This is a genomic window from Haloarchaeobius marinus, assembly GCF_051207415.1.
GTDB lineage: Archaea > Halobacteriota > Halobacteria > Halobacteriales > Natrialbaceae > Haloarchaeobius.
The window spans coordinates 702921-719210 of sequence record NZ_JBPKGD010000002.1 but is presented as its reverse complement, the minus strand read 5'-3'; the positions used below and the strand labels follow the sequence as shown (position 1 = coordinate 719210).

The following is a 16290-nucleotide window of genomic DNA, read 5'->3' as shown; positions in this document are numbered from 1 at the left end:
ACCCGGTGTGACAGACGCACCCGCACCACCGACAGCATTGAAGCGCCGACGCGCGAACGGGTGCAGTACAGGACATGCGTGACGCGACCGATACGGACCCCGAATCGTTCTACGACGGGTACGGGGAACGCGAGTGGAACCGCCTCGACCGCGACTTCTTTCACCGACTGGAGTGGGAGGGGACGGTCGAGTACCTCGACCGGTACCTCCCCGGGGACGGGCACGTCCTCGACGCCGGCGGGGCCGCCGGCCGGTACACGGTGTGGCTGGCCGAGCAGGGCTACGACGTGACCCTCGTCGACCTGAGCGAGACGCAACTCGACATCGCCCGGGAGCAAATCGCCGACCGTGGCCTCGGCGACCGGGTGACCGTCGACCGGGGCGACGTCCGGGACCTCGACGTCGGCGACGACGCCGTCGACGCGACGCTCTGTCTCGGCGGCCCCATCTCCCACGTCGTCGACGCCGACGAGCGCGCGACCGCAGTCGGCGAATTACGTCGCGTGACCCGGCCCGGCGGGCACGTCTTCGTCTCCGTGATGGGCCTGCTCGCCGCGGTGCTCAACACCGTCAGGGCGACCGGACGCGTCGACGGGGCCGTCGACGACGTCGCCATCCTCCCCGAACTCGTCGCCGAGCAGGACTACACCGGCGACCTCTGTGCGCGACACGGCGTCGAACCCCTGATGGCCGACTGCCACTTCTTCCGCGCCGCCGAACTCGAATCGCTCCTCCGCGACAGCGGACTCACGGTCGAGGCGCTGGCCGCGCTGGAGGGCGTCGGGTCCATCCGGCGAGACGGGTTCGACAGCCTGGACGACGACCGGCGGGACGTGGTCCGCGAGGTGAACGACCACCTGCGCGAGGACCGGTCGGTCGTCGACGTGTCGAGCCACATGCTCGCCGTCGGTCGGGTCGAGTGACCCAGGCCCGCGGTCTACGTTTATACAGTCAGGCACCCAACCGGGCGGTATGCTCTCTACGCTGGACTGGCTCGCACTCGAGGTCAAGTACCTCGACCCGGCGGCCGCGTTCTACGGGGAGACGCTCGACATGACCGAACGGGGCCGGGACGAGGACGCGGTCAGGTTCGCCGCCGGCGAGACGGACCTCGTCCTGCGCCGCCCCTCGTCGGTCCCCCGCGGCGGCGTCCACACCCACTTCGCGTTCTCCGTCCCGGCCGCCGAGTACGACGACTGGTGGGACCGACTCGACGGCGAGTTCGACCTCGACGAGCACGTCTTCGGCGACGCCCGGTCGCTGTACTGCTACGACCCGGACGGGAACTGCGTCGAACTCGGGCAGACGAACGTCCCCGGGCCGGGCATCGACGGCGTCTTCGAGGTGGTCCTCGAAGTCGAGGACCTCGAACGTGCGGAGGCGTTCTACACCGCCCTCGGGTTCGACCCCGTCGACCGCGGCGAGGCACGCACCCGGACGCGGTTACAGGGGCCGATGGCGCTCGAACTCTGGGAACCGCACCTCGGCCTGGCCGACGCCCGTGGCGGCGTCCACGTCGACCTCGGGTTCGTCGGCGACCCCGACGCCGCCCGTGACGCCGTCGGTACCGACGCCTGTACGGTCGAGTCGCTAGACGACGGCGTCAGGATACGCGACCCCGACGGGCACTACCTGACCGTCGGCGCGGAGTGACGGGGCGGGACCGGACGCAGTCGGCCGTCGACCAGTTCAGAGGCGGTCGGTGTCTATCTCGACGTCGGGCGGGGAGACGATGAGGAACCCCCGGAAGTGAACGAGCCCTCCACCCTCGCGCTTGATGTCGCGGGCGAACCCCGAGGCGAGTTCGTTCACGTCGCCCTCGATGTCCAGTACGAGGATGCGCCCGCCCAGCACGACGTCGATCCACTCCTCCGGTGGCGTCGTCCCGTCGAGGACGCCGAGTTCCACCGTCCCCTCGATGGCCCCCGGTTCGTCGTCTTCGAGGTGGTCCTCGACCGCGTTCAGGTCAAGGTCGAATTTTCCCATGGCAACCATCTCGAATCGTGCCGAGAAAAATCCTCGCCTCCCGCCCGCGGCCAAGTGACTTTCGCCGGTTACCGCGACCGGAGAACGCCAGACATTGCTAAAGTTCTGGAGGGCCAATATCACGTGAGCAGCCGACGCTCGAGTGTCCCCACATGTGCAACCACTGCGTTCCAGACGACGAGCAGCGTGTAGAGAGCGACCGCGGCCTCTCGCGGCGTGCCGTCCTCGGGGCGGGTGCGGCGATGACGGCGACGGCGCTGGCGGGGTGTCTCGGCGGCGAGGGCGACGGCGAGGCACCGGCGGCCGTCGCCATCGGCGAGCAGGACGCCTGTGACGTCTGCGGGATGGTCATCTCGAAGCACCCCGGGCCGAACGGACAGGTGTACTGGCGCGACAACGAACCGGAGGAACACGACCCGCCGTTCCGGTTCGACTCCCTGAAGCAGTGCCTGTTCCCGCACGTCTTCGAGATGCGCGACCAGGGCTGGACCGCCGAGGCCATCTACGTCACGGACTACTCGTCGGTCGAGTACGACGTCTCGACGTCGGACGGGACGCCACGCATCAGTTCCCACACCGAGGCGTCGTCGTTCGGCCCCGCACGGGACCTGTACTACGTCGTCGAGAGCGACGTCCAGGGGGCGATGGGTCCGGACTTCGTCCCGTTCTCGAACCGCGACGACGCGGACTCGTTCGCCGCCGAGTACGGCGGGTCGGTCGTCGAGTTCGGCGACGTCACCCCGGCGCTGGTCGGGCGGTGAACCGTGCTCTCGCGATACGTCCTCACCGCACTGTTCGGCGTCCTGCTGGTGAGCAGTAGCGTGTTCGCGGTCGACGTGTCGCCCGACGAGGAGCAGTCCGTCGTCGACTTCGACGACACCATCACGATGACGGACATGACCCAGTCGGAACTCAGGACGGCGAGGGAACGCGACCTCGCCGTCCCACAGGCCGAGGTGTTCTACTCCCGGTACCGGTACGTAGTCGGCCACGAGGGCCTCACGTCGCTCGTGACGGAACTCGACCGCGACGGCCACGAGCGCCAGTTCGGCATCCCGCTGTCCATCTACGTCACCGACTACTCCCCGGCCGAACTCGGCGTCGGCGACGACGGCTACCTCCGGGTCACCGACGGCGTCACCCGGTGGGTCGCCGTCGAGGACGCCCACTTCGTCGTCGACTCGCGGGCCCAGCGCCCCGGTGGGCAGGTCGTCGTCCCCTTCTCTGACCGGGGCGACGCCGAGGCGTTCGCCGAGGCGTACGACGGCACCGTCGTCGACTGGCAGACCCTCCAGGACCGCCCGTTCGACGACGCAGAACTCTCGATGGACGCCGCCGAGCGCCGCATCGCGGAGCGCAACGCCTGGGCTGACGCCGCCGCCGAGGACGCCCGCACCCTGACCGAACGGCCCGTCTCGGTCGTCGTCGGCCGGGACGCACCGACCATCGCGGCCGCCGTCGAGGCGGCCCCGCCCGAGACGACGGTCCTCGTCCCGGCGGGCGAGTACACCGACCTGAATCTCACCGTTCGCAAACCCGTCACCGTCCGTGGGGCGGGCGTGAACGAGACGTGGCTGGTCGGCACCGGCAACGGGAGCGTCGTCGTGGCGTCCGACGCACGCGTCGCCGTCACGAACCTGTCCATCCGGGGCATCGGCGAGGCGCAGTCTCGCCCGAACGTCACCGTCGACACCGACGCGTGGGACGCACAGGTGCTCAGGGCCTACGGCTACGCCGCCTCCGGCGTCGAGTTCGACCACGCCGACGGCTCCTACGTCGGCGACGTGTACGTCGACACGCCCACCAACGGCGTGACGGTCAGGTACAGCGACGGCACCGTCGTCGAGGACGTCCACGTCGACGGCGAGAGCCCGTGGCGCGAGGGGTTCATGAGCACCATCACCATCCACTCGCGCATGGTGGTCCAGGACTCGTCGTTCGACGGCGGCCGCGACGGGGTCTACATGCACCTCGGCGACGGCACCGTCGTCCGACGGAACCAGTTCGAGGACCTCCGGTTCGGCGTCCACGAGATGTACACGTCCGAGACGCTCGTGGCGAACAACACCGCCTCGAACACCCGGACCGGGGTCGTCGTGATGACCGGTCCCGAGGACAACGTCGTCGCCGACAACCGCGTCACGGACAGCGACGTCGGCATCGACGTTGCGGGTGGGTCCTCCTACGTCGTCGGCAACGTCGTCGTCGGGAACGAACGCGGACTCGACGTCGGGTCCTACCGGTCGTACTACGCCCGGAACGTCGTCGTCGCCAACGAGGTCGGCATCACCGCGTCGACGCTCATCCCGACGAACACGGTCACCGCGAACGACGTGGTCGGGAACGACCAGTACGTCCGCACGTCGCTCGGCCCGGTCCGCATCTGGACCGACGACGGGGCCGGCAACTACTGGGAGGGCGCACCCGGGGTCGACCGCGACGAAGACGGCTTCGTCGACCGCGCGTTCCACCCGACCGGGCCGGTCGACCGGCACGCCGCCGACTCCCCCGACGTGCACGTCGTCGCGCGCTCGCCCGCCGTCGAACTCCTCCGCTCCCAGGAGGGGTCCGTTCCGGGCCTCCGCGCGATGGGCGTCGTCGACGAGGCACCCCGCGCCGGTCCGGTCAGACCCGGTGCCGTCGCCGACGCGCTGACGAACGCGACGGACGGGTCGGAGGTGCGCGTATGAGCGCCGGCGAACGGGTCGCCGAGGTCTCAGACGTCGGCGTCTCCTTCGGCGACGTGACCGTCTTCGACGACATCGACCTCTCCCTGTACGCGGGCGACCTGACCGCCATCGTCGGCCCGAACGGGTCGGGCAAGTCGACGCTACTGCACGTCGTCGCCGGCCTCCTGCCGGCCAGTTCAGGGTCGGTCAGGGTCGCCGCCGACGGTGCCCGACCGGTCGGCTTCTGTCCGCAGGAACCGGCCTTCCGTGCCGGGTTCACCGTCGAGGAGACGCTGTCGTTCTACGCCGACCTGCTCGACGCCGACGTCTCCGTTTCGGAGACGCTCGAACTCGTCGGCCTGGACGGCGTGGCCGACCGGCGGGTCGGCGCGCTCTCCGGCGGGATGAAGCGCCTGCTCGGCCTCGGACAGGCCGTCCTCGGCGACCCGCCCCTGCTCGTGCTGGACGAACCGGCGAGCGGCCTCGACCCGTCGATGCGCACCCACATCTTCGAGACCGCCGAGGCGCTCGCCGACCGGGGTCTCGCCGTCTTCCTCGCCACCCACCACCTCGTCGGGGCCGAGCGCGCCGACCGACTGCTCGTCCTCGACCGGGGCGACATCGTCGCGTCCGGTCCCCCCAGGTCCATCGTGGACGACACCGGGGCGGCGTCGCTGGAGGACGCCTTCCGCGAACTGGTCGGCGACGAACTGACCGTCCGGTCGGGGATGGAGGGGTCCGAATGACGACCACCCGCGACCGCCTGTTCGCCGTCGTCGACCGCGAACTCACCACCGTCGTCCGCACGCCGGTGTACGTCGGGACGGCGCTGGGGTTCGTCGCCCTCGTCCTCGGCCTGACGGCGACCAGCGGCGTCACCGGGTACGTACCCCTGACGGTCGACCTGCTCACGCCGGTCGAGTTCCTCGTCCCCCTGCTCGCCGTCGCCTTCGGCTACCGCGCCATCCAGTCCGACGCGGCGGGGAAGGAACTCCACGTGCTCCGGACCTACCCGATTCCGGGGTGGACGTACGTCCTCGGGGTGTACCTCGGGCGCGCGGCCGTGGTCCTCTCGCTCGTCTTCGCGACGCTCGTCCTCGCCGGGGTGCTGGTCCCCCTGCTGGGGCCGCCCGCGAACCCGGTCATCGCGAGCCACGGGGGCGACGGGTCGTTCGCGGCCTACCTCAGGTTCGTCCTGCTGTCGACGGGCTACGCCGCCGTCGTGCTGGCGGCGGTCGTCGCCGTCTCCACGGTGGCCGCGACCGGCCGCACCGCCATCGCGGCGGCCGTCGGCCTGTTCGTCCTCCTGACCGTCGGCCTCGACCTCGGACTCGTCGGCGCGCTGTCGGCCGGACTCGTCGGTCCGGACGGACTCCGGTACCTGCTCGCGCTGAGTCCGAACAGCGCGTTCCGGGGGCTGGTCTTCGCGCTCGCGGTGCAGTCCGTCGAGGCGGCGACGCTCCCCGCCTCGGCGGTCGTCGCGAACGTCGTCGGCCTGACGCTCTGGCTGGTCGGGTCGTTCGTCGTCGCGACGAAGACGGTCTGGCAGAACCCGACGGCCGACCGGTGGGCGACCGTCGCGACGCTCGACGGCGCTGGCGACGACACGAGTGAAGCAGTCGGGGACGACGGCGTCGAACGGGAGTCGGCCGGTCCGGGGCAGGTCGACGAGCACTCTGCCGGTCCGGGGACCCACGGCGAGTCGTCCGAGGACTAGTCGTTCCGGTACTCCTTGCGGAAGCCCCGGAACTCGGTCCGGTGGGCCTCCTCGTCGGAGAGGATGGTCACGGCCAGGTCCTCCGTGACCGGGTCGTCGTTCTCTCTGGCCGCGTCGATGAGACTCCGATACGTCTCGATGGCGTCCTCTTCGGCCTCGAGGACGCCCTCGATGACGTGGATGACGTTCGTCGTGTCCTCGGGCGGCTGGAGGCTCTCCTGTCTGGCCTCGAACGCCATCGACCCCGGCGGGGCCTCGTCGAGTTGCTTCAGGCGCTCGCCGAGCTGGCGCGCGTGTGTCAGTTCCTCCTGGATGTCCTGGTCGAGGCTCTGCTTGATCTCCTCGGCCCGCACGCCGTCGAGGACGATGGAGTTCGACATGTAGTTCATCACCGTCTCGATCTCGTCGCCGTACGCCTTCTTAAGGAGGCGAGTCACTTCGTTCGCCATGGTACGTACTACGTCGACCTAACAGATAACGATAGGGTAGCCAGCACTCGACCGCACCGTCGGCTCGCCACCACCAGTCCCGTCGAGCGTCGCGACGGCAGGGCTGGCGTGGAGCGTCCCGTTCGTGGCCGACGTCGTCGTCGTGGAGGACCACGACGCCGACCCGGTGTCTTGCTGGTGGGCCCTCGCGACGCCCGATACCAACAATATTAGGAATCTATATCCGACAGTAGCCGACGCCCGGTTGCGATTCCCGGGAGTGTCGTGGTCGATAACGAGAGATTTCCCGGGCGCGGAGTCTGTCACAGCACCAGGCTTAAATAGGAGATGGCACCTCCCACGAGTTACGATGTCTCACAACGACACTCGCTCTGACACCAGTCAGGGCGGTCGAGTTCTTCCAGGGAACGCTCAACGCAACTGACGAATTCGACACTGCACGGGTCTTCGATACGACGCTGCGGGACGGCGAACAGTCCCCGAGGACGTCATTCTCGTACGACGACAAACGGGAGATAGCCGCGGCGCTGGACGAGATGGGCACCCACGTCATCGAGGCCGGGTTCCCCGTCAACTCCGACGCCGAGTTCGAGGCCGTCTCCGACGTCGCCAGACACACGGACGCGACGACGTGTGGGCTGGCTCGCGTCGTCGAGAAGGACGTAGAGGCCGCCATCGACTCCGGCGTCGAGATGGTCCACGTCTTCGTGAGCACCTCGGACGTCCAGATCGAGGACTCCATGCACGCGACCCGAGAACAGGTCAAAGAACGCGCGATAGAGTCGGTCCGTCGCGTCACGGAGTCCGGCGTCGAGTGCATGTTCTCGCCGATGGACGCCACGCGCACCGACGAGGACTTCCTCATCGAGATGGTCGAGGCCGTCACCGAGGCGGGCACCGACTGGATCAACGTCCCGGACACCTGCGGGGTCGCCACCCCGAGGCGGTTCTACGACCTGATCGAGACGGTCGACGAGCACACCACCGCCCGCATCGACGTGCACACCCACGACGACTTCGGGCTGGCGACGGCGAACGCCCTGTCCGGCATCGAGGCCGGCGCCGACCAGGCGCAGGTCTCGGTCAACGGCATCGGCGAACGCGCCGGCAACGCCGCCTACGAGGAGTTCGTGATGGCCGTCGAGTCGGTGTACCAGACCGACACGGGCATCGACACCACCCGGATCACGGAGCTGAGCCGACTGGTCGAGGCGAAGTCGGACATGCCGGTCCCGGCCAACAAGCCGGTCGTCGGCGCCAACGCCTTCAGCCACGAGTCCGGCATCCACGCCGCCGGCGTCATCGAGAACTCCGACACGTTCGAGCCGGGCGTGATGACGCCCGGGATGGTCGGCGCGACGCGGGAACTGGTGCTGGGCAAGCACACCGGCGTCCACGCCGTCCGGGAACACCTGACCGCTGCCGGGTTCGACCCGACCGAGGATCAGGTCCGCGAGGTCACCCGGAAGGTCAAGGACTACGGGGCGACGAAGGAGCAGGTGACCGTCTCGACCGTCGAGCGGTTCGCGAACGAGGTCGGCGTTCCGGAGTCCGAGGAGGACCCGGAACGCGAAGGGGTGTCAGCCTGATGCACGCCGGTCGGACGCCCCGCCGGCGAGCGACTGCTCGCAAGCACTGCCGGCCGGGAAACGTTTATGTCTCGGCGTGGCCCTACGGTGCTAGCAATGAGACGGCACCCGACCGCACCCGGCGAGCCCATCGCCAGCGGTCGCGCCGTCGTACGTATCCTCGGTCGTATTGTAGGGGCCGCCTAGCCCCTACACCACCATCCCTATCGACCGTTCTCGCACCGTCTCACCAGTCACAGCCGAGCGTACGTACACCCCCGATGCACACAGACGAACCCACCGACATCCGACGACCGACCAGTAACCGACGGTATCGCCCGACGACCACACGCACACGGTTCCACGGACGACCAGCATGAGCGAACGAGCGAGCACGGCACCCACGGAGACGGCGGCCGGTGAACCGACCGACTCGTCGCCGGCCGGCGACGACGCGGCCGAGGAGCAGACCGGTCCGAAGACCGGGGCACACTCGGTCGTGACGGCACTCGAGAACGCCGGCGTCGAGTACTGCTTCGGCGTGCAGGGCGGCGCCATCATGCCCGTCTACGACGCGCTGTACGACTCCGACGTCAGGCACGTCACGATGGCGCACGAACAGGGCGCGGCCCACGCCGCTGACGCCTACGGCATCGTCGCCGGCGAACCGGGCGTCTGCATGGCGACTTCCGGCCCGGGCGCGACGAACCTCGTGACCGGCATCGCCGACGCGTCGATGGACTCGGACCCGGTCCTCGCGCTTACCGGGCAGGTCCCGACCGCGTTCGTCGGCAACGACGCCTTCCAGGAGACAGACACGACGGGCGTCACCGCACCCATCACGAAGGCCAACACCTTCGCCAGCCACGCCGACACCGTCGGCGACGACGTCGGCGAGGCGTTCGCGCTGGCGGCCGCCGGCAGACCCGGCCCGACGCTCGTCGACCTGCCGAAGGACGTCACCCAGACCGAGACCGACCGCGACCCCGGTCCGGCCGAGACGCCCGACACCTACGAGGTGACCGAGCGCGCCGACCCCGGTGCGGTCCGGGCGGCGGCCGACGCCATCGAATCGGCGAACCGGCCGCTCCTGCTCATCGGCGGCGGCGTCATCAAGGGCGAGGCCACCGAGGAGGCGCGGCGGTTCGCGACGACGTTCGACGTCCCGGTGACGACGACGATGCCCGCGGTCGGGGCCTTCCCCGAGGACCACGACCTGGCCCTGGAGATGGCCGGCATGCACGGCACCGGCTACGCCAACATGGCCATCACCCACACCGACTGCCTCGTCGCGGTCGGCTGCCGGTTCGACGACCGACTCACCGGCGGCATCGAGACGTTCGCCCCCGACGCGGAGGTCGTCCACGTCGACATCGACCCGGCCGAGATCAGCAAGAACGTCGAGGCGGACTACCCGCTCGTCGGCGACGCCGCGACGGTGCTGACCCAGCTGGACGACGCGATGCGGACGCCCCCGGAGACGAAGAAGTGGCGGGCGACCTGCCAGCAGTGGAAGTCGGAGTACCCGATGGACTACGCGACGCCGGACGACGAACCGCTGAAGCCGCAGTTCGTCGTCGAGGCGTTCGACGAGGCCACCGAGGACGACGCCATCGTCACGACCGGCGTCGGCCAGCACCAGATGTGGGCCGTCCAGTACTGGACCTACACCGAGCCCCGGACCTGGGTCTCCAGCCACGGCCTGGGGACGATGGGCTACGGCCTGCCCGCGGCCATCGGCGCGAAGATAGCCGCACCCGACCAGCAGGTCGTCTCCTTCGAGGGCGACGGCTCGTTCCTGATGACGATGCAGGAACTCTCTGTCGCCGTCCGCGAGAACCTGGACCTCACGGTCGTCGTGCTGAACAACGAACACATCGGGATGGTCCGTCAGTGGCAGGACGCCTTCTACGGCCGGCGTCGCATGGCCTCGGAGTACCACTGGTGCCCCGACTTCGCCACGCTCGCCGAGGGCTTCGGCGCGAAGGGCATCAGCGTCGCCGACTACGACGACGTCGCCGACGCCATCACCGAGGCGCTGGAGTACGACGGTCCCGCGGTGCTCGACTGCTACGTCGACCCCGAGGAGAACGTCTACCCGATGGTTCCGAGCGGCGGCGACAACGGGCAGTTCGCCCTGACGGAGGACCACTTATGAGCGGCGGACTGCAGGGACCGGCCCCGTCGGAGCGACCGACGCCGACCGGCCGACGCAACGCCCAGGGCATCCGCATCGACCCCGAGGTCGAGGCCGAACACGAGCCACGGCGGGCGGTCATCTCGGTGCTGGTCGAACACGAACCGGGCGTCCTCTCGGACGTCTCCGGCCTGTTCAGCCGACGCCAGTTCAACATCGAGAGCCTCACCGTCGGCCCGACCGAGGACGAATCGCGGGCCCGCATCACGGTCGTCACCGAGGAACCCGACCCCGGTGTCGACCAGATAGAGAAGCAACTGCGAAAGCTCGTGCCGGTCATCTCGGTCAAGGAACTGCCCGAGAACGCCATCAACCGCGAACTCGCGCTGGTGAAGGTCGAGGCCGACCACCCGGACAAGGTCGCCGCAGTCGCAGAGATGTACGACGCGAAGACGGTCGACGCCTGCCCGGAGACGGTCACCGTCGAGATAACGGGCAGTCGCCAGAAGATCGTCGCAGCCATCGAGACGTTCGAGCGGTTCGGCGTCCGTGAGATAACCCGAACAGGCACGGCCGCGCTCGCTCGCGGCACCGAATCGACCTCCGACGATACCCCACAATGACAGACGAATTCACGACGACAGTGTACTACGACGACGACGCGGACTCCAGCTACATCGACGACAAGACCGTAGCCGTCCTCGGCTACGGGAGCCAGGGCCACGCCCACGCCCAGAACCTCGCCGAGAGCGGGGTCGACGTGGTCGTCGGCCTGCGCGAGGACTCGAGTTCCCGCGCTGCCGCCCAGGACGACGGACTCGACGTGGCGACGCCGCGCGAGGCCGCAGCACGGGCCGACATCGTGTCGATGCTCGTGCCCGACACCGTCCAGCCGGCCGTCTACGCTGACATCGAACCCGCGCTGGAACCGGGCGACACGCTCCAGTTCGCACACGGGTTCAACGTCCACTACAACCAGATCCGTCCCCCGGAGGACGTCGACGTGACGATGGTCGCGCCGAAGTCGCCGGGGCACCTCGTCCGCCGGAACTACGAGCAGAACCAGGGCACGCCCGGCCTGCTCGCCGTGTACCAGAACGCGACCGGCGAGGCGTCACAGGAGGCGCTGGCCTACGCGAAGGCCATCGGCTGTACGCGCGCCGGCGTGGTCGAGACCACGTTCCGCGAGGAGACCGAGACCGACCTGTTCGGCGAGCAGGCCGTCCTCTGTGGTGGCATCGCCTCCCTCATCAAGCAGGGCTACGAGACGCTGGTCGACGCCGGCTACAGCCCCGAGATGGCCTACTTCGAGTGCATGAACGAGATGAAGCTCATCGTCGACCTGATGTACGAGGGTGGGCTGGCGGCGATGTGGGACTCCGTGTCCGACACCGCCGAGTTCGGCGGGCTGACCCGTGGCGACCGCGTCGTCGACGACCACGCCCGCGAGAACATGGAGGCGGTACTCGAGGAGGTCCAGGACGGCACCTTCGCCCGCGAGTGGATCGTCGAGAACCAGGCCAACCGGCCGAACTACGAGCAACTGCGCCAGGCCGAGGCCGACCACGACATCGAGGCCGTCGGCGAGGAACTCCGCCAGCTGTTCGCCTGGGCCGACGGCGAGACCGAGGACGAATCGACCGACGACGAACGCACCCGCCAGCGAGCAGACGACTGACAGACAGATGACCCGACAGCCCAACCCAGACCAGGACCGAACCGACTCCGCGCCGCCGACCGCGACGAACCCCGAGCGGTCGATGGCCGCCGTGAGCCACACCAACCCCTACACCGGCGAGAGCATGGGTCAGGTGTTCGAACACGGCGTCACCGTCGTCGCCGACGGTGGCCGCGACCCGACCCGCGATGGGCGGCGCGCCACCGACTCGACCGGCGACAGCGACCACGACCCGTCCCGTGGCCAGGACCAGATGGCCGACGTGAGCCACACAGCACCGTCCACCGAGGACGCCAACCGCGTATTCCACCGCGGTGGCGAGCGTGGGACGGTCCGCGAGACCGAGTACTGATGTCCGAGGGGACGCTGTACGACACGGTCTGGGAGAACCACCGCGTGACGACGCTCCCCAACGGACAGGACCAGTTGTTCGTCGGCCTCCACCTCGTCCACGAGGTGACCAGTCCGCAGGCGTTCGGGATGCTCAGGGAGCGCGACCTGGAGGTCGCGTACCCGGAGTTGACCCACGCGACGGTCGACCACATCGTGCCGACCGCCGACCAGTCCCGCCCGTACGCCGAGGACGCCGCCGAGGAGATGATGTCCGAACTGGAGCGGAACGTCCGCGAGGCGGGCATCGACTTCTCGGAACCCACCTCCGGCGACCAGGGCATCGTCCACGTCATCGGCCCGGAGCAGGGGCTCACCCAGCCGGGCACGACCATCGTCTGTGGCGACTCCCACACGAGCACGCACGGCGCGTTCGGCGCGCTGGCGTTCGGCATCGGGACGAGCCAGATCCGCGACGTGCTCGCGACGGGCACCGTCGCCATGGAGAAGAAGAAGGTCCGGAAGATAGAGGTCACCGGCGAACTGGGCCCCGGCGTCGAGGCCAAGGACGTCGTCCTCGAGATAATCCGACGGCTCGGCACCGACGGCGGCGTCGGCTACGTCTACGAGTACGCCGGCGAGGCCATCGAGAACCTCGACATGGAGGGCCGGATGTCCATCTGCAACATGTCCATCGAGGGCGGCGCCCGCGCTGGCTACGTCAACCCCGACGAGACCACATACGAGTGGCTGGAGGGACGCGACGAGGTGCCCGAGGGCGAGGCCTTCGAGGAGCGCAAGGCGTACTGGGAGTCCGTCCGCAGCGACGAGGACGCCGAGTACGACGACGTCGTCACCATCGACGGGAGCGAACTGGAACCCGTCGTCACGTGGGGGACCACCCCCGGCCAGGGCGTCGGTGTCACCGAACCCATCCCGGCGCCGGAGGACCTCCCCGAGGACAAGCGAGACACGGCGCGACGCGCCCAGGAGCACATGCGCGTCGAACCGGGCGACACGATGGCGGGCTACCCCATCGACGTGGCCTTCCTCGGGTCGTGTACGAATGCGCGCCTCCCGGACCTCAGACGCGCCGCCCGTCTCGTCGAGGGCCGACAGGTCCACGACGACGTCCGGGCGATGGTCGTCCCCGGCAGTCAGCGCGTCCAGCGAACCGCCGAGGAGGAGGGCCTCAAAGCGGTCTTCGAGGACGCCGGGTTCGACTGGCGCAACGCCGGGTGCTCGATGTGTCTCGGCATGAACGAGGACCAGCTGGAGGGCGACGAGGCGTGTGCCTCGTCCTCGAACCGGAACTTCGTCGGCCGCCAGGGGAGCAAGGACGGCCGAACCGTCCTGATGAACCCCCGGATGGTCGCCGCCGCGGCCATCGAGGGCGAAGTGACCGACGTTCGGGAACTCGACGGACGGGAGGTGGTCGTCGATGACTGAGTCCGACGGCCCCGCCGAACGGGTCGAGCACGTCTCCGGCACCGGCATCCCCGTCCGCGGGAACGACGTCGACACCGACCAGATAATCCCGGCGCGGTTCATGAAGGTCGTCACCTTCGACGGCCTCGGCCAGTTCGCGTTCTTCGACCAGCGGTTCGACGACGAGGATACCCCGAAGGACCACCCGATGAACGAGGAGCGCTTCCAGGACGCCTCGGTCATGGTCGTCAACGCGAACTTCGGCTGTGGCTCCTCGCGCGAGCACGCCCCGCAGGCGCTCGTGCGCTGGGGCATCGACGCGCTCGTCGGCGAGTCCTTCGCAGAGATATTCGCCGGCAACTGCCTCGCGCTCGGCGTGCCGACCGTCACGGCCGACGCCGAGACCGTCGCCGCCATCCAGGACTGGGTGGACGACCATCCCGACGGCGACATCGACGTCGACGTCGCCGACGAGACGGTCACCTACGGCGACACGACGGTCGACGTGACCGTCGACGACGCCCAGCGCAAGGCGCTCGTCGAGGGCGTCTGGGACACCACGGCGCTGATGAAGGCCAACGCGGGCGAGGTCGAGAAGACCGCAGAGCGCCTGCCGTACGTCGAAGACGGCAAGCGGGTCTGAGCTACTCTACTCCTATCCGGTGATCGTTTCGACGGTCCAGCCGTCGTCCGGAATCGTCGCGGTCGCGTCGAGTTCCAGCAGCGCGCCGTCGACTGGAATCTCCGGCGTCGTGACGACACAACCGGCCGGGTAGTGCGGGCGGTCGACGAACTCCGACTGCACTTCCTGCACCGCACCGCGGGTTTCGGCCGTGTAGACCCCCGAATCGACGTACCAGCGGAGCATGACGAGGTCGTTCGGCGTACCGTCGAACTCGCCGAGCATCTTCTCGACGAGGCCGAACAGTTCGCGGGCCTGCTCGCGGACGTCGCCGTCCGGGTAGACGAGCCCGTTGCACTCGACGTGGACGCAGTTGCTACGGTGGGTCGCGACCGCCAGCGAGGTCTGGGGTTCGTCGAGGTCGTCCGATTCGACCACGCCCTGCCCGGGCGCGACGACGGTCTTCTTCACTCGTCGGCCCCCCGGAGCCCCTGCGCGAGGAACGACTTCACACGCGGCCAGGAGTCGGCCGCAGCGTGGGCGGTCGCCTTCGCCCGGTCGTCGGGACCGACGCCGGTCGTCGGCACGTACGGGCGGCCGACGAAGTGACCGACGCCGTCGTAGGTGTGGTGTTCGAAGCGGTGTGGGAAGTCCGTCCGCTCCAGACGGTCCATCGCGAGGTCCGACAGGTACCGGGACTGCCAGACCTCGTCGTCGCCGCCGGAGAGCAGGAGGACGGGACCGTTCGTCTCCTCGACGTGGACCGTCGCGCGTTCGACCTGCTCGTCGGTGAGGCCCTGCTCGACCGACGCGCCGGGCGTCGGCTCGGCGACGACGTGCGGGACGGGCTCGCCGCCGTCAGTCCATGCGGGCTCGTCCGAGGGCGTGTCCCACATCACGGCGCTACCGGCGTAGGAGACGACCGCCCCGACCCAGTCCCGGCGCGCGCCGAGCAGGAGCGCGAGTTCGCCGCCGCGGGACGCGCCGACGAGGCCGACCGGTCCCGCGCGGACGCCGGGTTGTTCGTGGAGCCAGTCGACGGCGAGGTCGAAGTACGAGAGCGGGACGCGTCGGTGGTCGTCCGGGATGGGCTCGCCCTCCCCGAAGTAAGAGATGGCGAGCGTCGCGTACCCCTCGTTCGCCAGCGCCTTCGGGGTCGAGTCGGAGAGTCGGCCGGCCGAGCCGTGGAGGTCGAGGACCGCGGGACGTGGGCCGTCGCCCGGCGGTTCGTAGAGCGTGCCGACGAGGTCGTCGTGCTCGACCGGCCTGCTCGTCACGCCCGCGTCGTAGAGCTGGCGGGTGACGGTCCGGCCGGCGCTCCGGTCGTCCGTGCTGGCGTGGAGGTCGACGTCGACGGCGGGGTCGGCGCCGAGCGCGGGGAACCGGACCTCTTCGTCCTCGGCTTCCATGGACCAGTACCAGCCCATCGGCTCGCAACCCTCGTAGCTGCCGTCCTCGGGGGCCTGCGCGGCGAGGGCGACCGTGCCACTCTCGTCGGCGCGGAACGTCGCCTCGGAGCGCCAGGTGACGCCGTCGTCGGCGACCAGTTCGGCCGCGACCGTGACCGACTCGTCGGGTGCGAGGCCGGTCACCTCGACCGGAATCGCCTCGTCGTTCGGGCTGTGGTCGGTCGCGCGGATGGCGAGGGGCTGTTCGTCGGTTGTGCTCGATTCCTGTGGTGGGAGTTCTGACATGGCTGTCGCTGT

General features: G+C 69.4%; 17 protein-coding genes. 13 read left to right on the top strand and 4 right to left on the bottom strand.

Features of this window, described 5'->3' with window-relative positions:
• Window positions 1–74 precede the first annotated feature (74 nt).
• Window positions 75–923: a class I SAM-dependent methyltransferase gene (locus ACSC1W_RS09695; RefSeq protein ID WP_435347044.1), complete on the top strand. Its 849-nt coding sequence runs from the start codon at window positions 75–77 to the stop codon at window positions 921–923.
• A 49-nt stretch (window positions 924–972) separates the two neighbouring features.
• Window positions 973–1653 (top strand): VOC family protein, encoded by a 681-nt coding sequence (locus ACSC1W_RS09690; protein ID WP_435347042.1) that lies wholly within the window; start codon window positions 973–975, stop codon window positions 1651–1653.
• A 36-nt stretch (window positions 1654–1689) separates the two neighbouring features.
• Here ACSC1W_RS09690 and ACSC1W_RS09685 read toward each other — a convergent pair whose 3' ends face one another.
• Window positions 1690–1986, bottom strand: a complete 297-nt coding sequence (locus ACSC1W_RS09685; protein ID WP_435347041.1) for a DUF5779 family protein — start codon at window positions 1984–1986, stop codon at window positions 1690–1692.
• Window positions 1987–2138: 152 nt separating this feature from the next.
• On the opposite strand from ACSC1W_RS09685, the gene ACSC1W_RS09680 reads away from it, so the two are divergent.
• The 4 genes from ACSC1W_RS09680 to ACSC1W_RS09665 are packed head-to-tail and all read left to right on the top strand — an operon-like array spanning window position 2139 to window position 6372.
• Window positions 2139–2747, top strand: coding sequence for a nitrous oxide reductase accessory protein NosL (locus ACSC1W_RS09680; RefSeq protein ID WP_435347039.1), 609 nt, complete (start codon window positions 2139–2141; stop codon window positions 2745–2747).
• Window positions 2748–2750: 3 nt separating this feature from the next.
• Window positions 2751–4676: a NosD domain-containing protein gene (locus ACSC1W_RS09675; RefSeq protein WP_435347038.1), complete on the top strand. Its 1926-nt coding sequence runs from the start codon at window positions 2751–2753 to the stop codon at window positions 4674–4676.
• Window positions 4673–5401 (top strand): ABC transporter ATP-binding protein, encoded by a 729-nt coding sequence (locus ACSC1W_RS09670; RefSeq protein WP_435347036.1) that lies wholly within the window; start codon window positions 4673–4675, stop codon window positions 5399–5401. Before ACSC1W_RS09675 ends, ACSC1W_RS09670 begins: the two co-directional genes overlap by 4 nt.
• Window positions 5398–6372 (top strand): ABC transporter permease, encoded by a 975-nt coding sequence (locus tag ACSC1W_RS09665; protein ID WP_435347034.1) that lies wholly within the window; start codon window positions 5398–5400, stop codon window positions 6370–6372. Before ACSC1W_RS09670 ends, ACSC1W_RS09665 begins: the two co-directional genes overlap by 4 nt.
• On the opposite strand, the gene ACSC1W_RS09660 is transcribed toward ACSC1W_RS09665, so the two are convergent.
• The gene (locus tag ACSC1W_RS09660) at window positions 6369–6821 is read right to left on the bottom strand and encodes a ferritin-like domain-containing protein (RefSeq protein ID WP_435347032.1); all 453 of its coding nucleotides are present in this window, start codon (window positions 6819–6821) and stop codon (window positions 6369–6371) included. The genes ACSC1W_RS09665 and ACSC1W_RS09660 overlap by 4 nt on opposite strands.
• Before the next feature lie 371 nt (window positions 6822–7192).
• On the opposite strand from ACSC1W_RS09660, the gene ACSC1W_RS09655 reads away from it, so the two are divergent.
• The 7 genes from ACSC1W_RS09655 (at window position 7193) to leuD (ending at window position 14605) form a co-directional block, all read left to right on the top strand.
• A complete protein-coding gene (locus ACSC1W_RS09655; RefSeq protein WP_435347675.1) occupies window positions 7193–8410 on the top strand; it encodes a LeuA family protein in 1218 nt (405 codons plus the stop codon).
• Between the two features lie 355 nt (window positions 8411–8765).
• The gene (gene ilvB / locus ACSC1W_RS09650) at window positions 8766–10547 is read left to right on the top strand and encodes a biosynthetic-type acetolactate synthase large subunit (RefSeq protein WP_435347030.1); all 1782 of its coding nucleotides are present in this window, start codon (window positions 8766–8768) and stop codon (window positions 10545–10547) included.
• Window positions 10544–11149 (top strand): acetolactate synthase small subunit, encoded by a 606-nt coding sequence (gene ilvN / locus ACSC1W_RS09645; protein ID WP_435347028.1) that lies wholly within the window; start codon window positions 10544–10546, stop codon window positions 11147–11149. Before ilvB ends, ilvN begins: the two co-directional genes overlap by 4 nt.
• The gene (gene ilvC, locus ACSC1W_RS09640; RefSeq protein WP_435347025.1) at window positions 11146–12204 is read left to right on the top strand and encodes a ketol-acid reductoisomerase; all 1059 of its coding nucleotides are present in this window, start codon (window positions 11146–11148) and stop codon (window positions 12202–12204) included. Before ilvN ends, ilvC begins: the two co-directional genes overlap by 4 nt.
• 7 nt (window positions 12205–12211) lie before the next feature.
• A complete protein-coding gene (locus ACSC1W_RS09635) occupies window positions 12212–12556 on the top strand; it encodes a DUF7989 family protein (RefSeq protein WP_435347023.1) in 345 nt (114 codons plus the stop codon).
• The gene (leuC, locus tag ACSC1W_RS09630) at window positions 12556–13983 is read left to right on the top strand and encodes a 3-isopropylmalate dehydratase large subunit (RefSeq protein ID WP_435347020.1); all 1428 of its coding nucleotides are present in this window, start codon (window positions 12556–12558) and stop codon (window positions 13981–13983) included. The genes ACSC1W_RS09635 and leuC overlap by 1 nt, the downstream gene beginning before the upstream one ends.
• Window positions 13976–14605, top strand: coding sequence for a 3-isopropylmalate dehydratase small subunit (gene leuD / locus ACSC1W_RS09625; RefSeq protein ID WP_435347017.1), 630 nt, complete (start codon window positions 13976–13978; stop codon window positions 14603–14605). Before leuC ends, leuD begins: the two co-directional genes overlap by 8 nt.
• 12 nt (window positions 14606–14617) lie before the next feature.
• On the opposite strand, the gene ACSC1W_RS09620 is transcribed toward leuD, so the two are convergent.
• Together ACSC1W_RS09620 and ACSC1W_RS09615 are read right to left on the bottom strand one after the other, a co-directional pair.
• Window positions 14618–15055 (bottom strand): RidA family protein, encoded by a 438-nt coding sequence (locus ACSC1W_RS09620; RefSeq protein ID WP_435347014.1) that lies wholly within the window; start codon window positions 15053–15055, stop codon window positions 14618–14620.
• Window positions 15052–16278 (bottom strand): acyl-CoA thioesterase/bile acid-CoA:amino acid N-acyltransferase family protein, encoded by a 1227-nt coding sequence (locus tag ACSC1W_RS09615; RefSeq protein ID WP_435347012.1) that lies wholly within the window; start codon window positions 16276–16278, stop codon window positions 15052–15054. Before ACSC1W_RS09615 ends, ACSC1W_RS09620 begins: the two co-directional genes overlap by 4 nt.
• Window positions 16279–16290: the final 12 nt, after the last annotated feature.

What these genes read in the sequence shown, in the direction of transcription:
- ACSC1W_RS09695 (WP_435347044.1), top strand. Translation starts at nt 75, where the DNA reads ATGCGTGACGCGACCGATACGGACCCCGAATCGTTCTACGACGGGTAC.
- ACSC1W_RS09690 (WP_435347042.1), top strand. Translation starts at nt 973, where the DNA reads ATGCTCTCTACGCTGGACTGGCTCGCACTCGAGGTCAAGTACCTCGAC.
- ACSC1W_RS09685 (WP_435347041.1), bottom strand. Translation starts at nt 1,986, where the DNA reads ATGGGAAAATTCGACCTTGACCTGAACGCGGTCGAGGACCACCTCGAA.
- ACSC1W_RS09680 (WP_435347039.1), top strand. Translation starts at nt 2,139, where the DNA reads ATGTGCAACCACTGCGTTCCAGACGACGAGCAGCGTGTAGAGAGCGAC.
- ACSC1W_RS09670 (WP_435347036.1), top strand. Translation starts at nt 4,673, where the DNA reads ATGAGCGCCGGCGAACGGGTCGCCGAGGTCTCAGACGTCGGCGTCTCC.
- ACSC1W_RS09665 (WP_435347034.1), top strand. Translation starts at nt 5,398, where the DNA reads ATGACGACCACCCGCGACCGCCTGTTCGCCGTCGTCGACCGCGAACTC.
- ACSC1W_RS09660 (WP_435347032.1), bottom strand. Translation starts at nt 6,821, where the DNA reads ATGGCGAACGAAGTGACTCGCCTCCTTAAGAAGGCGTACGGCGACGAG.
- ilvB (WP_435347030.1), top strand. Translation starts at nt 8,766, where the DNA reads ATGAGCGAACGAGCGAGCACGGCACCCACGGAGACGGCGGCCGGTGAA.
- ilvN (WP_435347028.1), top strand. Translation starts at nt 10,544, where the DNA reads ATGAGCGGCGGACTGCAGGGACCGGCCCCGTCGGAGCGACCGACGCCG.
- ilvC (WP_435347025.1), top strand. Translation starts at nt 11,146, where the DNA reads ATGACAGACGAATTCACGACGACAGTGTACTACGACGACGACGCGGAC.
- ACSC1W_RS09635 (WP_435347023.1), top strand. Translation starts at nt 12,212, where the DNA reads ATGACCCGACAGCCCAACCCAGACCAGGACCGAACCGACTCCGCGCCG.
- leuC (WP_435347020.1), top strand. Translation starts at nt 12,556, where the DNA reads ATGTCCGAGGGGACGCTGTACGACACGGTCTGGGAGAACCACCGCGTG.
- leuD (WP_435347017.1), top strand. Translation starts at nt 13,976, where the DNA reads ATGACTGAGTCCGACGGCCCCGCCGAACGGGTCGAGCACGTCTCCGGC.
- ACSC1W_RS09615 (WP_435347012.1), bottom strand. Translation starts at nt 16,278, where the DNA reads ATGTCAGAACTCCCACCACAGGAATCGAGCACAACCGACGAACAGCCC.